Origin of the sequence: Mycobacterium ostraviense (genome assembly GCF_002705925.1) — a bacterium.
Taxonomy (GTDB): Bacteria; Actinomycetota; Actinomycetes; order Mycobacteriales; family Mycobacteriaceae; genus Mycobacterium; species Mycobacterium ostraviense.
This window is the reverse complement of sequence record NZ_NKRE01000001.1, coordinates 4,283,725-4,299,253: the sequence shown is the minus strand read 5'-3', so window position 1 is coordinate 4,299,253 and position 15,529 is coordinate 4,283,725. Positions and strand designations below refer to the sequence as shown.

Sequence of the window (15,529 nt, the reverse complement as noted above, 5' to 3'; positions counted from 1 at the left end):
GATGTTGCGTAGGCATATCGCTGAACCCGGTACGTCCGCTCGCGCGTACGGCCTCACGAAATTACCTACCCAACGACTGGGGTGATCTGATGCAGCCCAATCCGTTCGACGACGACACCAGCAGCTTCGTGGTCTTGGTCAACGATGAGGAACAGCACAGCCTGTGGCCAACGTTCGCTGACATTCCGGCGGGCTGGCGAGTCGCATACGGCGAAGCGGACCGCGCCGCGTGTCTGGACCACATAACTGAACTGGCCCGATATCCGGCCGAAGAGCCTGCGCGGGCGGCTGGCCGAGGGCCGTGCTTTTGATAGCTAAATGATGGGGGGAGTTCGATGGAACTCGACGGGCACGCACTTCCACTGACGCGCGGACAGCTAGACATTTGGCTTGCGCAGCAAAGGGGTCGCTCCGCCGCGAAGTGGCAGCTGGGCGTGCTCGTACACATCGCGGGTCCGATCGAGCCTGATTTGCTCGAGCAGGCGGTCCGTCATGTGGTGCGCGAGGCTGAACCACTCAGAGCTGCCTTCTTCGAGACCGATGGCCGGGTCTTCCAAAAAGTGGTTGATTACCCTCACGTTGAGCTTGCTCGCTATGATCTCATGGGCTGCCGGGATCCTGCACGGGAAGCCTATCGGTTAGCGTCATCGATCCAAGACACGGTGATGCCGCTGGATGGCCCGCCGTTCACATTTGCGTTGTTGCAGACGCGGGTAGACGAATTTTATTTGTTCGCGTGCTGCCATCATATTGTGATCGACGGGATCGGCCTTGCCGCGGTTTGCCATCGGATGGCCGATGTTTATTCAGCGCTTGCGTCTGGCACGTCGATTTCGCCTGCTTTTCTTGGGTCGCTGAGTGATCTGGTTGATTGCGAGTCAGACTACGAAGCGTCCACCGATTACCTTGACGATCAGGCTTATTGGACGAAGAACCTTCCGCCGGAAACCGGCGCCGGTTATCGGTTGCCGCACACCGCAGCTGACGTACGTGATCGGGATGAGTTTCCCCCGCTGGTTCAATTGGACCCTGTGGTCGTTGGCGGAATCCACGAACTGTCGCAGGCGTTGGGGGTGCGTAGCGCGTCGGTGATTACCGCGGCGTGCGCGTTGCTGGTGCGAGGCTACGACGTTGAGAGTTCGGAGGTCGTCCTCGATTTTCCGGTACACCGGCGTGTGCGCCCAGGGGCGCAGACGATGCCCGGAATGATTTCCGGGGTGGTGCCACTGGTATTGAAAGCGTCGCCGGGGTCCGCGGTTGCTGACTTTTGCCACCATGTCGACACGCGGATGCGCGAAGCGCTGCAGCACCAACGGTTCCCGGTGCACGCTATCGAAAACAAGGCGCGTCTCCGCGGCGCTGGGCCTGCGTCGAATCGGGTCGTTGTCAACATCATTCCAACGACACGTTTGGGCTATTTTGCCGGTGCTGCGGCGACGGGGACAATGACCAATTCTGGCCTCGTGGATCAGTTCGGGCTGGTCTTTTTTCGGATCGACGATCAACTGTTTCTCAGCACAGCGGGTGCGGGACAACTGTTTCCGAATTGCGATGTCCGCGATTTAGCGGGGCGGCTGGAGCGAGTGCTAATGGCGATGGCCGCCGACCCGACACGGCACTTGCGGTCGGTGGATGTGCTGGATGCCGGCGAACATGCCCGCCTGGATGGGTGGGGTAACCGGGCGATATTGACCCAGCCGGTCACGACGCCGGCGTCGATTCCCGTGCTCTTCGCCGCCCAAGTCGCGCGCACACCGGATGCGGTGGCGGTGACCTTCGAGGGCCGCTCCATGACGTACCGGGAACTCGACGAGGCCGCGAATCGGTTGGCGCACTTGTTGACTGGCCACGGTGTGGGCCCGGGTGAGTGCGTGGCGTTGCTGTTGCCGCGGTCGGCTGAGGCGGTCGTGGCGATTGTGGCGGTATTGCAAACCGGGGCGGCGTATGTGCCGATCGACCCGGAGCATCCATCAGCCCGCATCGGCTTCGTGCTCGACGATGCCGCGCCGATCGCCGCGATCACCACCAGCGGGCTGGCCGACCGGCTCGACGGGCATGACCTGTTGGTCATCGACGTCAGTGACCCCACTGTTGACACCCAACCCAGCACCGCACCACCAGCGCCGACCCCCGACGATATCGCGTACCTCATCTACACCTCCGGCACCACCGGTAGCCCCAAAGGCGTGGCCATCCCCCACCACAACGTCACCCGGCTGCTGGAGGCAGTCGACGCTGACCTGGAACTGTCGCCGGGACAGGTGTGGACGCAATGCCATTCCTTGGCCTTCGACTTCTCGGTATGGGAGATCTGGGGGGCGTTATTGCACGGCGGGCGGCTGGTGGTGGTGCCCGAAGTAGTGGCCCGCTCACCGGACGACCTGCACGCCTTACTGGTTAGCGAACAAGTCAACGTCTTGAGCCAGACCCCCTCGGCGTTTTATGCACTGCACACCGCCGATGCGCTCTCCCCCGAGCTAGGCCAACAACTCAAACTCGAGACTGTGGTGTTCGGCGGCGAAGCGCTTGAACCCCAACGTCTTCGGGCGTGGCTGCACAGCCACCCGGGATTGCCGCACATGGTCAACATGTATGGCATCACCGAGACGACGGTGCATGCGTCGTTGCGGGAGATCATCGACGGCGACGTCGACAGCGAGGCCAGCCCCATCGGGGTGCCGTTAACGCATCTTGGCTTTTTTGTGCTGGATGGGTGGTTGCGACAGGTGCCCGCCGGTGTGGTCGGTGAGTTGTATGTGGCCGGCGCCGGGCTGGGGTGTGGATATGTGAGCCGGGCGGACTTGACCGCGTCGCGGTTTGTGGCCTGCCCGTTCGGCGGGCCGGAGGCGCCCGGAACACGGATGTATCGCACCGGGGATCTGGTGTGTTGGGGTGCCGACGGGCAGCTGCAGTATGTGGGGCGCGCCGATGAGCAGGTCAAGATCCGCGGGTATCGCATCGAACTGGGTGAAGTCCAGGCAGCTTTGGCTGGGATGGATGGGGTCGAGCAGGCGGTGGTGATCGCCCGCGAGGATCACCCCGGCGATAAGCGCCTGGCGGGCTATCTCACCGGCACAGCAGACCCAGCCCAGGCACGTGCCGCGCTGGCCGAGCGGCTGCCCGCCTATATGGTTCCGGCGGCGATAATGGCGCTGCATGCGCTGCCGCTCACGCCCAACGGCAAACTCGACAAACGGGCTCTGCCGGCACCGGAATACCAGGATGCCGGTGGTGGCTATCGCACCCCAGCCAGCGCCACCGAGGAGATCCTGGCCGGCATCTACGCCCGAGTGCTCGGGCTCGGGCGCGTCGGCGTCGACGACTCATTCTTCGATTTGGGTGGGGATTCGCTGTCGGCGATGCGAGTGATCGCCGCGGTCAACGCCAGCCTGGACACCGACCTTTCGGTGCGCACTGTGTTCGAGGCGCCCACGGTTGCCCAGTTGGCGCCCCGCATTGGTGGGGACGGCGGGCGGCTGCAGCGGTTGGTGGCTGGTGAGCGGCCCGCCGCGGTGCCGTTGTCGTTTGCGCAGAGCGGATTGTGGTTCCTGGATCAGTTGCAAGGCCCCTCACCGACCTACAACATGGCGGCGGCGTTGCGGCTGCGCGGGCGGCTCGATGTCGATGCGTTGGGCGCGGCGCTGGCCGATGTGGTGGCCCGCCATGAGAGCCTGCGCACACTGTTTGTGGCGGTCGAAGGTATACCCCAGCAGCTGGTGGTCCCCGCCGAACGAGCCGACTTCGGCTGGCGGACCATCGACGCGACCGGATGGTCAGCGGCCCGGCTGGATGAGGCCGTCGACGCCGCGGCCGGTCACCCATTTGACCTGAAAACCGAGATCCCGTTGCAGGCAAGGCTTTTCACCGTCACCGACAACGAACACGTGCTGGTGACCGCGGTGCACCATATCGCCGGCGACGGCTGGTCGATCACCCCGCTGATGCGTGATCTGGGTGTGGCGTATGACAGCCGGTGCGCGGGACAATCTCCAGGCTGGACGCCGTTGCCGGTGCAGTATGTCGATTACACGCTGTGGCAGCGTGAGCAGCTTGGTGATCTCGAAGACAGTCACAGCCCTATCTCCACGCAGCTGGCCTACTGGGAGGATGCTCTGGCCGGCATGCCCGAACGCCTGCAGCTGCCCACCGATCGTCCGTATCCGCCGGTTGCTGATTATCGCGGCGCTCGGGTGGCTGTGGAGTGGTCGCCGCAGCTGCAGCACCAGGTTGCTCAGGTGGCGCGCGAACACAATGCGACCAGCTTCATGGTGATCCAGGCCGCCCTGGCCGTGTTGCTGTCCGAACTCAGCGGCAGCACCGATGTGGCCGTCGGGTTCCCGATCGCCGGGCGCCGCGACCCCGCGCTCGATGAGTTGGTGGGCTATTTCGTCAATGCCTTGGTGCTGCGTGTCGACCTGACCGGTGATCCCACCGTCGCCGAGCTGCTCGCCCAGGTGCGACAGCGCAGCCTCGCCGCCTTCGAGCACCAGGACGTGCCCTTCGAAAAGCTCGTCGAGCGGCTCAACCCCATCCGAAGCCTGACCCATCACCCGCTGATCCAGGTGGTATTGGCCTGGCAGAACTTCGCCTGGCAACATGACGGCGCCGCTGCCGGGTTGGCCTTGGGGGATCTGCAGGTCACCCTCCTGCCGGTGGACACCCACACCGCCCGCACAGATCTCGCGTTGTCCCTTGGCGAGCGCTGGACCGAAGCTGGTGAGCCCGCAGGGATTTGGGGAGGCGTGGAATTTCGCACCGACGTGTTCGACACCGGCAGCATCGAGGCGCTGATCGAGCGGTGGCGGCGGGTTTTGGTGGCCGTCACCGCCGACCCCAGCCGGCGGCTCTCGTCGATCGATGTGCTGGATGCCGGTGAGCGGGTCCGCCTGGATGGGTGGGGCAACCGGGCGGTGTTGACCCAGCCGGTCACCACGCCGTCGACCATTCCGGCATTGTTCGCCGCCCAAGTCGCGCGCACGCCCGAGGCGGTGGCGGTGACCTTCGACGGCCGGTCGATGACGTACCGGGAACTCGATGAGGCCGCAAACCGGTTGGCGCACATGCTGATCGGCGATGGGGTGGGCCCGGGCGAGTGTGTGGCGCTGCTCCTGGAGCGCTCAGCACAGGCCGTCGTGGCGATACTGGCGGTGTTGAAAACCGGTGCGGCCTATGTGCCCATCGACCCGAAGCATCCGACAGCGCGGATCGCGGTTCTGCTTAACGACGCTGCACCGGTGGCCGCCGTCACCACCGCCGGGCTGCGTGGGCGGCTGCACGAGTCCGACCTGCGGGTCATAGACGTCGATGACCCAGCAATTGACACCCAACCCAGCACCGCACCACCGGCGCCGGCTCCCGATGACGTCGCCCACATCATCTACACCTCGGGCACCACCGGTGTCCCTAAGGGCGTTGCTGTTACCCACCACAACGTAACCCAAGTGATTCAGTCGTTGGAGCCCAGCCTGCTGACACCGGGACAGGTGTGGACGCAATGGTATTCCCCTGCTTTCGACGCCTCAGTTGAAGAGGTCTGGGGTCCGCTACTGCATGGTGGGCGGCTGGTCGTAGTGCCCGAGTCGGTGGCGGCCTCACCGGAAGACTTCCATGCCTTGCTGGTTTCTGAACACGTCACCGTCTTACATCAGACCCCCTCTGCGGTAGCGGCGCTGTCCCCTGAGGGTTTGGAATCCACCGCGTTGGTGGTTGCCGCTGAGCCCTGCCCGGCCGAGCTGGTGGATCGGTGGGCGCCCGGGCGAGTGATGATCAACGCCTACGGCCCGACCGAGACCACGCTGTGCGTGGCGACCAGTGCGCGGCTAACACGCGGGTCGGGCGTGGTGCCGATCGGCTCGCCGGTGGCGGGCGCGGCATTGTTTGTGCTGGATCGATGGTTGCGGCCGGTGCCGGCCGGTGTGGTCGGTGAGTTGTATGTGGCCGGCCGCGGCGTGGGCTGCGGGTATGTGCGTCGGGCCGCGTTGACCGCGTCGCGGTTTGTGGCCTGCCCGTTCGGCGGTGCGGAGGCCCCCGGAACACGGATGTATCGCACCGGCGATCTGGTGAGTTGGGACACCGATGGGCAACTGCACTATGTGGGGCGCGCCGATGAGCAGGTCAAAATCCGCGGGTATCGCATCGAACTCGGTGAAATACGCGCAGCATTGGCCGCACTCGACGGGGTGGATCAGGCGGTGGTGATCGTCCGCGAAGACCGCCCCGGCACCAAGCGCCTGGTCGGCTATGTCACCGAGTCGGTGACCGGGGCGGTGGACCCGGTCACCGCACGTCGCGTGCTGGCCGAGCGGCTACCGGCCTACATGGTCCCGGCCGCGGTCGCGGTGGTGCCGGCGCTGCCCCTGACCGTCAACGGCAAACTCGACACCCGTGCTCTGCCAACACCCGAATACCAGGACGCCGAGCATTACCGCGCCCCGACCAACGCCGTCGAGGAGATCCTGGCCGCCATCTACGCCCAAGTCCTCGGGCTCGGCCGGGTCGGGGTCGACGACTCATTCTTCGACCTCGGCGGCGATTCGCTGTCCGCGATGCGCCTGATCGCCGCGGCCAACAAGTCGTTGAATGCGCACCTTACGGTGTGCGCCTTATTCAACGCGCCGTCGGTGAGCGCCTTGAGCCAACAGCTGGACAGACATGTCGGCGATGCCCGCTTTGTGTCTGTGCACGGCCCGTCAAATACGGGTGGGGCCACCGAGGTGCACGCCGCTGACCTCACGCTGGATAAGTTCATCGACGCCGCGACGCTGGCCGCCGCCCCGGCGTTGCCCGGCCCCAGCGCTGAGGCGCGGACGGTCCTGTTGACCGGGGCGACCGGCTTCGTCGGGCGTTACCTGGCGCTGGAATGGCTGCAACGGATGGAGCTGCGTGGCGGCACGTTGATCTGTGTGGTGCGGGCGGACTCCGACGAACAGGCGCGGCGCCGCCTCGAAAAGACCTTCGACACCGGCGATCCGAAATTGCAGCGGCACTTCCAGCAACTGGCCGCCGATCATCTGGAGGTCATCGCTGGCGACAAAGGCGAAACCAACCTGGGCCTAGACGACACGACGTGGCAGCGGCTGGCCGACACCGTCGATCTGATCGTCGACCCCGCAGCCCTGGTCAACGGCGTCTTGCCCTACAGCGAGCTGTTCGGGCCCAACGTCGTGGGCACCGCCGAGCTGATCCGGCTCGCGCTGACCACCGCGCTGAAGCCCTACGTGTTTGTGTCGACTGCCAACGTGGGTGATCAGATCGAGCCGTCGGCGTTCACCGAAGATGCCGACATCCGGGTCATCAGTCCCACTCGCATCACCGACGACAATTACGTCAATGGCTACGGCAACAGCAAGTGGGCCGGCGAGGTTTTGCTGCGTGAGGCCAACGACCTGTGCGGGCTGCCGGTCGGGGTGTTTCGCTGCAGCATGATCTTGGCCGACACCACCTATCCCGGCCAGCTCAACATGTCGGACATGTTCACCCGGATGGTGCTGAGCGTGGTGGCCACCGGTATCGCGCCCAGTTCGTTCTACCGGCCCCCGGAGGATCCGGCCGACGGCAACCGGCAACGTGCACACCTTGACGGGCTGCCCGTCGAGTTCGTCGCCGAGGCGATCGCCACGCTGGGCGCCCAGATAGGCCGGGAATCGTCAACTGGATACCAGACCTATCACGTGATGAACCCGCACGACGACGGCATCGGGCTCGACGAATATGTCGACTGGCTGATCGAGGCCGGTTACCCGATCGAGCGCATCGATGACTTTGGGGAGTGGTTGCAGCGGTTTGAGACCGCCCTGCGTGCCCTGCCGGATCAACAGCGCGACCACTCGCTGCTGGAGCTATTGCTGTTGAGCAATTCCGAATATTTGCAGCCCGCGCAGCCGAGCCGCGGGTCCTTCGCGCCGACCGACCGATTCCGGGCTGCGGTACAAGAAGCCAAAATCGGCTCCAACAACGATATTCCACACATCTCGGCGCCGATCATCATCAAATACGTCACCGACTTGCAACTGCTCGGACTGCTGTGATACCGACCAGCTGAGCGGGTTCAGCGAGGAGTTCACCCATGCCAGCAGTGCACAACCCCGCAACCCGGATCTCACCCGACCTTGGCGGTGGCCAGGAACGCTTGCTCGGCGTGTTCGTCGCGGGCGGCGATGTAGTGCATGGTCATCGTCGGGTGGTGGAGTCCTGGGCATAGCGCTGTGGATCGGCAGACCGAGTTCGGCCAGCCGTGTCAGCCGGGTGTGGCGGAAGCGGTGGGTGTGGCTTAACCGCACGGCCTGACCCTTGGCGTCGGTGATTCGAACGAGGTCGCTGAGGGTGCGCAGTACCCAGTTGTAGGTGCCTGCTGGACAGGGTGTCGCCGCGGCGGTTGCCCAGGCGCCGAGCAAACAGGAAGCGTCTGCTACTGTCGGGGTATTGCGTTTGTATCCAACGATGTTGTTCGGCAATGACTTCGGTGACCTCGTGGTCAACGAGGATGATGTCTGGTGCGACGTCGATCTTGCCTTGCGCGTAACGGAACATGGTCAGCGTTTGGTCGTTGTCATCGCCAGTCGCGGTAGTTCTCGGGGCGGCGGAGAGGCAGTCGAATCGCGGGTGCGGATCTCGCTGGCCCGGCGTCCGGTGAGGATCTGCACCAGGATCATTCGCATCGCTTGCGGGTCATCAAGCCCGCTAAACCCCGCTAAAACTAGCGACCAAGGGTCGCTAGGTCGCCGATTCCAGCACTGCCTTGAGCCGGGCTACATCCTTGCCGTTGGCCCGCTTGATTGCCTTGGCCAAAACGGGTGGCGCAAGTCCGAAGAACCCGGACGGCTCACCCGGTTGGCAGGCTCATCTTCGTCGTACCGTTCGGGCCGTCTTCCCACAGGTAGGTCGTCTGCATACGAAACGGCCCTTCCGGGGTGCGCATCACGAACCTGGCACCCGGCTGAAGATCCACAACCTCATAGGTGTAGCTCAGCGACCGACCGAGAAACCTTGCGGTAAAAGCTAATTGCGAGCCGATGACTAACGGCTTTGACGATTTCCATTGTGCCGATCTGATATTGGCGTACCATGGCGTTGCGTTGTCCGGATCACAGTCATAGGCAAAGACTTCGGCGCGCGGCCGGGCGATCAGGATCTCACTTGTCACGTCCACTTTCATGTCACTCCTTGTCGCGCAGACCATTCGGCAATACGCCGCTGGCGGTATCGGCGTTCCGGCATGGTGATCGCATCGGTCAACGACAGCCGCGTCGCCGCGACCGCCTCGGCGAACTTACCTTGACGGGCCAGCAGTTCACCGCGGACGGCGTGCCAGCGCTGATCCGGCTGGAGCTCCTCCAGCTCCGCTAAACCCGCGGCGGGCCCGTTGGATTCGGCGACGGCGACCGCCCGGGCCAGCTCAGCGGGAGCGCTCGGCTGCACCGACAGCAGTAGGTCGTAGAGCCGGACGATCTCGGCCCAGTCGGTGGCGTCATACGACGCGGCCCGGGCATGCTCGGCCGCGATCGCGGCCTGCAGCTGGTAGGGATCGGCGATCGCACCCGTGCGGCGCAGCGATTCGTCGAGCAGACGAAGTGCCTCGGTGATCATGCCGGTGTCCCACGTCGAGCGGTCCTGCTCGGACAGCGGCACCGGATCACCGGCATCGTCGAGCCGTGCGGCGCGCCGGGATTCGGTCAGCAACAACAGCGCCAACACCGCCGTCGGCGCCGGTTCGTCGGGCATCAGCTGATACACCAGCCGCGCCAGACGCAGTGCCTCACGAGTCCCGTCGACGTCGGTGAGCCGGTCGCCGCCGGCCGCCGTGTGGGCGATCGTGTAGGAAGCATGCACCACCGCGCATACCGCCGCGACCCGGGCGGGCAGCTCTTCGTCGGCCGGGACGCGATAGGGGATGCCGGCCCGAGCGATCTTGGCGCGCGTCCGGGTCAGGCGCTTGGCGACGGCGGCCTCGCTGATCAGCAACACCGCCGCGATCTGCGCCGGGGACAGGCCGCACAAGGTGCGCAGCGCGAGGGTCACCTGGGCTTCCATCCCCAGCCCCGGATGGCAGCAAGTGAAGATCAGCCGTAGCCGGTCGTCGGCCACCATGCTGTCGGGCGGCAGGTCGGGGACCGCGAGCTCCACGCTGGCACGCTCCTTGTGCGCTCGAACGCCCTCGCGTCGTAGCAGGTCGATCGCGACCCGGCGCGCGGTCACCGTCAGCCAGGCCCGCGGTTCGTCGGGCACACCGTTGCGTGGCCAGTCCCGTAGCGCGCGTAGTGCCGCTTCCTGAACCGCGTCCTCGGCGACCTGCAGCGAGCCGACCGTCCGGACGAGGGTCGCCAGGATGCGGGTCCCCTCGATCCGGACGGTCTCGGCGAGCGCCGATTCCGCGTTCAACCGAAATCGATGATGGGACGCACTTCGACAGCGCCGTCCCAGGCGGCCGGGATCTCGGCGGCGATCCGCAGTGCCTCGTCCAGGTCGGCCGCCTCGATGAGGTAGAAGCCGGTCAGGGCCTCTTTCGTTTCGGCGTACGGACCGTCGCTGGTGACGACGTCACCGCCGCGGGCACCGGTGACCCGCACCGTCGTCGCGGTCGCGGTCGGATACAGCGCTGCGCCGCCACGGATCGCGGCGGCGTGGTCCTGGCCGAACTTCATGTACTCGGCCATGTCGGCGGCCTGCTCGGGGGCTGACCAGTCGACGTCCCTGGTGTAGGTCAGCGCGGCGTATTGCGGCATGGTGTCCTCCTTGTTCCCGACGATCATCCGGGTGATTCCCGGATCTCATCAAGAGGACGATCGGCATAGGCCCGATCAGGACACCCCGGCGCACGTCGTCTCGAACAACACCGGAAGCGAGGTCGGTGAGCGGAAAACCTGGCCGCGGATGTGTGGATCGTCACCCGCGGGATCAAGACGCAGGCCAGGCAACCGGTCGAACATCAGGGTGAGCGCCACCCGCATCTCCAGCCGGGCCAGATGCATGCCCAGGCAGACGTGCACGCCGTGGCCGAAGCCGATGTGCGCCCTGGGCGGGCGGAAGATGTCGAACCGATCCGGATCGGGATAGCGGTCCTCCTGGCGGTTGGCCGCCCCCAGCATCGGCATCACCGAGGAGCCGGCCGGAATCGGCACCCCGCCCAACTCGGTGTCGCGGGTGGCGACGCGGGTGATGGTCAACAACGGCGGTTCCCAGCGCACCGCCTCCTCCATCGCCTGCGGAAGCAACGAGCGGTCGGCCCGGACGATCTCGAGTTGCTCTGGGCTGCATAGCAATCCGAACAGCATGTTGCCCAGCGAGCGGTAGGTGGTTTCCACTCCGGCCGGCAGCAGCAGCCGCAGGAAGGAGAAGATCTCCTCATCGGAGAGCTTTTCCCCGTCGATCTCGGCCTGGGCCAGGCCGCTGATCAGATCGTCGCGCGGTTCCCGGCGCCGCGCGGCGAGTATCGGCGCGAAGTACTCCTGCAACGCCTGCGAAGCGGCGCGGCCCCGCTCCGGGTTGATGGTGAAGCTGAGCAGTGAGATCGACCAGCGCTGAAACTGCGGATAGTCCTCGCGCGGCAGCCCTAGCAGACCGGCGATGATCTGCGTCGGATAGGGAAAGGTGAACTCCTTGACCAGATCGGCGTGGCCGCAACCGGCGAACCGGTCGATCAGCTGGTTGCCGACCTGCCTGACCAATCCGTCCTCCCAGCGCGCCAATGCCTTCTGCGAGAACGCCTTTGATACCAGGGCGCGATGGCGGCCGTGTTCCGGTTCGTCCATGCCGAGCATCACGTGGCGGCCCAGCACGTCACCGAAGGCGTCGATGATGATCGCCGACGAGAACGTCTCGTTGTCCCGCAGCAGCTGCGCGACATCTTCATGGCGGTAGACGATGAAAACGGGCTTGGATTCCTCGTGCGGCATGGCCGAGAAGTCGATGCGCTGCACCGGTTCCTCGCGCCGCAACCGGGCCAGCTCGGTGTAGGGATCCCGGACGTCGCCGGAGACCACGTCGTCGAAGGCCCCGAAATCCTCGAGATCGTCGAACAGTTGCATGCGCGCCCCCTTCAGGTAGCCGGATAGCCCACCGACTTGATCTGGGTGTACTGGTCGAACCCGGCGATACCGTTCTGCCGGCCTACCCCGCTGTCCTTGTAGCCGCCGAACGGAGTGTCGGCACCGTACGGCGCGGCGCCCTGCACACCGATGAAGCCGGCCCGCAGCCGCCGGGCGACCGCCAGCGAGTGCTCGAGCGAACCCGACATCACGTTGCCGGCCAACCCGTACGCGCTGTCGTTGGCGATCCGGATCGCGTCTTCCTCGTCGTCGAACGGGATGACCGACAGCACCGGACCGAAGATCTCTTCCTGCGCGATGGTCATGGAGTTGTCGACGTCGACGAAAAGCGTTGGCCTGACGAAGAATCCACGATCGAAACCGGTGGCCGCGTCGGGCCCGCCGACCAGGCAGGTGGCGCCCTCCTCGACACCCTTGTCGATGTAGCCGAGCACCCGCTTGCGCTGCTTGTCCGAGATCACCGGACGCACAACGTGGCCGGGTCCCGGGGGTCGCCCGGCATGACGTTGTCGTAGATGCTTTTCAGGATCGCCACACCCTCGTCGTAGCGGGACCGCGGCAGCAGCATTCGGGTCGGGTTGGCGCAGCCCTGTCCGGCATGCATACACGGCGCGATGCCGATCGCACACGCCAACCCGAACTCCGCGTCCTCGAGCACGATGGTGGCCGACTTGCCGCCGAGCTCGAGAAACAGCCGCTTGAGCGTCGCCGCGCCTTTTTCCATGATCCGTTTCCCGACGACGGTCGAACCGGTGAACGAGATCAGGTCGACCTTGGGCGACAGCGTCAGCTCTTCGCCGACCAGGTGATCCGACGCGGTGACGACGTTGACGACACCGGCTGGGATGTTGGTCTTTTCGGCGATCAGCCGGCCCAGGCGGGTGGCGTTGAACGGGGTGTCCGGCGCGGGTTTGAGCACCACGGTGTTGCCGGTGCCCAGCGCCTGGCCGAGCTTGTTGATGGTGACCTCGAACGGGAAGTTCCACGGCACGATCGCGCCGACCACCCCGACCGGTTCCCGCCAGACCTTGCGGCTGGTCAGCTGCCCGGTGATGCTGACCAGCACGTCGCCCAGGTCGGTTTCCCAGGGGTATTCGTCGATCAGCTTGGCGGGATAGCGCAGCGCATCGGCCAGCGGCGCATCCAGCTGGGGTCCGAAGGTGATCGCCCGAGGCGCGCCTGCCTCGGCGATGAGCTCCTCGCGCAGCTCCTCCCGCTCGGCCTCGATGGCCTCCTGAAGCTGCAGCAGGCAGCGTTTACGTAATTCGCGGTTGGTCGACCAGTCAGTCTCGTCGAAGGCCCGTCGGGCCGCGTCGATGGCCCGGTGCATGTCCGCCTTCGATGCGTCGGCGACCTCGCCGATCGGCTCCTCGGTGGCCGGGTTGATGTTGGTGAAGGTGCCGGCCTGTCCATCGACCAGCTTGCCGTCGATCATCATCTGCGATTCGAACCGGACCTTTACAGTGTCAGCCATATTTGTTCAGTTCTCTTCAGACGAGGCTCACTATTCTGGCGCTCGTAGTGCCCCAGAGCGCGGGAGGCCCAGCACCAGCCGGGTCACCCTATGGAGAGCCTTACCGGAAAGCAGCCGGTTGGCAACCATCAGCATCCGGGCGTCGGGACCGACGGCGTGCCGGGCAAAGGGCGAGCGGTCTTCCAGCGCGCTGGCCAGCGCTGCGGCGAACTGCTCGGGTGGGCGCGCCAATCGCATGGCGGCCCGGCCGCGCCGGTCGACCTTGCCGTGCAGCGCGGCGTAGGGCCCGGACAGGTCGCGGTAATCCGACGTTCCGGCGTCGGTGATGATGTCGGTGTCGAAGGTTCCGGCAACCAAGACGGTGACGCCGAGTCCGAACGGCGCCAGCTCGGAGGCCAACGATTCGGCCCACCGCTCGAGCGCGCCCTTGGCCGCGGAGTACGCCGCGATCTCCGGCATGCCGCGCACGCCCCCCTGGCTGGAGATCATGACGATGCGCCCTTGGCCCGCAGCGCGCATTGCCGGCAACAGCGCCTTGGTCAGCAGCACCGGCCCGAACACATGGGTCGCAAACATCCTCTGCCACAGGTCGATCGGCGTCTCCTCGACGGTTCCGGCCGCGGAGATGCCCGCATTGTGCACCAGCGCCCGCGGCGGGCCGACCGCCGCCTCGATCGCTTTGGCGGCGGCCTCGACGGACGCGGCGTCGGTGAGGTCCAACTGAACCGGGATCAGCCGCGACTCCTCTGCTGTGGCACCGGCCGTCGATCGCAATGCCACCAGGCCGGAATCCGGTGACCGCATCGCGGCCACCACCCGCCAGCCGCACCGGTACAGGTGCGCGGCCGACGCGAGGCCCAGCCCGCGGGACGCGCCGGTGATGACGACGGCCGGCGGCTCACCCACAGCGGCCACCGTCGGCCGGCGGCGTCACGTCCGGGCGGCCGTGGGGTTGCGCGCTCATCCAGGTCGACCAGATGCCCACCGAATACGGGCCCGGCTGACCGTTGCGTTCGTAAAATCCTTGCGGGTCATAGACTTTGGCCTCCGGATAGGGCCACGGGCAGGCGACGGAGGTAGCGGTTCTGGTCCATTTGATGATGGCGAAGCCGGTGCCGTAGCCGAAGTAGGCGAGGTTGATCAGGACGAACATCACCACGAACATCGCGAGCTTGGGCCGACGGGGGAAAATGCGCGCTCGCTGGGCCAGCTTTTCGGCGACGGTGCGGCCGGTGTCGTCGCGGTAGAGCAGCACCCCCGCGGGGATCATCACAAAAGTCACCATCACGGTTTCCCAGATGAACGGGAACTGGTAGGTCTGACCGGCGAACGCCGACCCGAACGGAATGACCTGGGAATAAATATAAAAGCCGGTGCGCACCAGCGTCATCTCCAGCATCGCGTCGATGACCATGCCCACGGGCAGGATGATCACCGCCAGCGTGATCAGCGGGTGCCGCCAGACGAACGAGCCGAGCGGGCGCCGGGCCTGAACCTTGCGCAGGATCCAGATGGCCGGGAAGTAGGGGCCCAGATAGAACATGATGTAGCCGATCACCAGAAACGGCTCCACGGTGGGCGACAGCGACACCAACGGCCAGTCTTCCGGCCAGTGCCACAATTGCGGGTTGTAAACCGCGTAGGGCGCCCAGTTCATGATCGGGTCCTGCCAGACGATCAGGGTGGTGACGATGCCCATCAAAAGGACCGGGTGGGCTGGGTAGCGGCGCCAGGCCACCACGTAGACCGCGATGATGATCGACATCGAGATGATCGTGAAGATCTGGAACAGCCCCAGCCAATGCTGGTAACCGAACAGCGGCTCGACCGGGCGGGGCGCGCCGGTGACCTCCGGATTGCGAATTCGCGGTGACACCGCGCCCTTTCGAGCGTAGTAAGCGACGACAGCGAGCACGGCGACGGCCATGAATATCCACGCGACCGCCCACCCGGAGCCCCGCTGGCGCGCGGCCGTGGTCGACGGCGCAGTCTGCGTGGTTGTCGTCATCGC

Annotated in this window: 8 protein-coding genes and 2 pseudogenes; 3 read left to right on the top strand and 7 right to left on the bottom strand. The window is 65.7% G+C overall.

Annotated features, from left to right (window positions below; all coding sequences use genetic code 11):
• The first annotated feature begins 89 nt into the window (after window positions 1-89).
• The 3 genes and pseudogenes from CDN38_RS20170 to CDN38_RS32245 all read left to right on the top strand — a co-directional run bounded on the left by CDN38_RS20170 (window position 90) and on the right by CDN38_RS32245 (window position 8,200).
• Window positions 90-318, top strand: a pseudogene (locus CDN38_RS20170) (MbtH family protein).
• 17 nt (window positions 319-335) lie between these two features.
• The gene (locus tag CDN38_RS20165; protein WP_075509988.1) at window positions 336-8,027 is read left to right on the top strand and encodes a non-ribosomal peptide synthetase; all 7,692 of its coding nucleotides are present in this window, start codon (window positions 336-338) and stop codon (window positions 8,025-8,027) included.
• A gap of 38 nt (window positions 8,028-8,065) precedes the next feature.
• Entirely contained in the window at window positions 8,066-8,200 is a 135-nt protein-coding gene (locus CDN38_RS32245; protein WP_306316096.1) for a hypothetical protein, read from the top strand.
• 621 nt (window positions 8,201-8,821) lie between these two features.
• Here CDN38_RS32245 and CDN38_RS20155 read toward each other — a convergent pair.
• The 7 genes and pseudogenes from CDN38_RS20155 to CDN38_RS20125 form a co-directional block, all read right to left on the bottom strand.
• On the bottom strand, window positions 8,822-9,154 hold the full coding sequence (locus CDN38_RS20155; protein WP_233026959.1) for an SRPBCC family protein: 333 nt from the start codon (window positions 9,152-9,154) through the stop codon (window positions 8,822-8,824).
• Complete coding sequence (locus tag CDN38_RS20150) at window positions 9,151-10,377, bottom strand: RNA polymerase sigma factor (RefSeq protein ID WP_099319143.1); 1,227 nt, start codon at window positions 10,375-10,377, stop codon at window positions 9,151-9,153. The genes CDN38_RS20155 and CDN38_RS20150 overlap by 4 nt, the downstream gene beginning before the upstream one ends.
• Window positions 10,374-10,721: a YciI family protein gene (locus CDN38_RS20145; RefSeq protein WP_075510011.1), complete on the bottom strand. Its 348-nt coding sequence runs from the start codon at window positions 10,719-10,721 to the stop codon at window positions 10,374-10,376. Before CDN38_RS20145 ends, CDN38_RS20150 begins: the two co-directional genes overlap by 4 nt.
• A gap of 75 nt (window positions 10,722-10,796) precedes the next feature.
• The gene (locus CDN38_RS20140) at window positions 10,797-12,023 is read right to left on the bottom strand and encodes a cytochrome P450 (RefSeq protein WP_075509990.1); all 1,227 of its coding nucleotides are present in this window, start codon (window positions 12,021-12,023) and stop codon (window positions 10,797-10,799) included.
• Between the two features lie 11 nt (window positions 12,024-12,034).
• A pseudogene (locus tag CDN38_RS20135) lies at window positions 12,035-13,479 on the bottom strand (aldehyde dehydrogenase family protein).
• Window positions 13,480-13,548: 69 nt separating this feature from the next.
• A complete protein-coding gene (locus CDN38_RS20130; protein WP_075510012.1) occupies window positions 13,549-14,424 on the bottom strand; it encodes an SDR family oxidoreductase in 876 nt (291 codons plus the stop codon).
• Entirely contained in the window at window positions 14,417-15,526 is a 1,110-nt protein-coding gene (locus CDN38_RS20125) for a spirocyclase AveC family protein (RefSeq protein ID WP_075509991.1), read from the bottom strand. Before CDN38_RS20125 ends, CDN38_RS20130 begins: the two co-directional genes overlap by 8 nt.
• Window positions 15,527-15,529 lie beyond the last annotated feature (3 nt).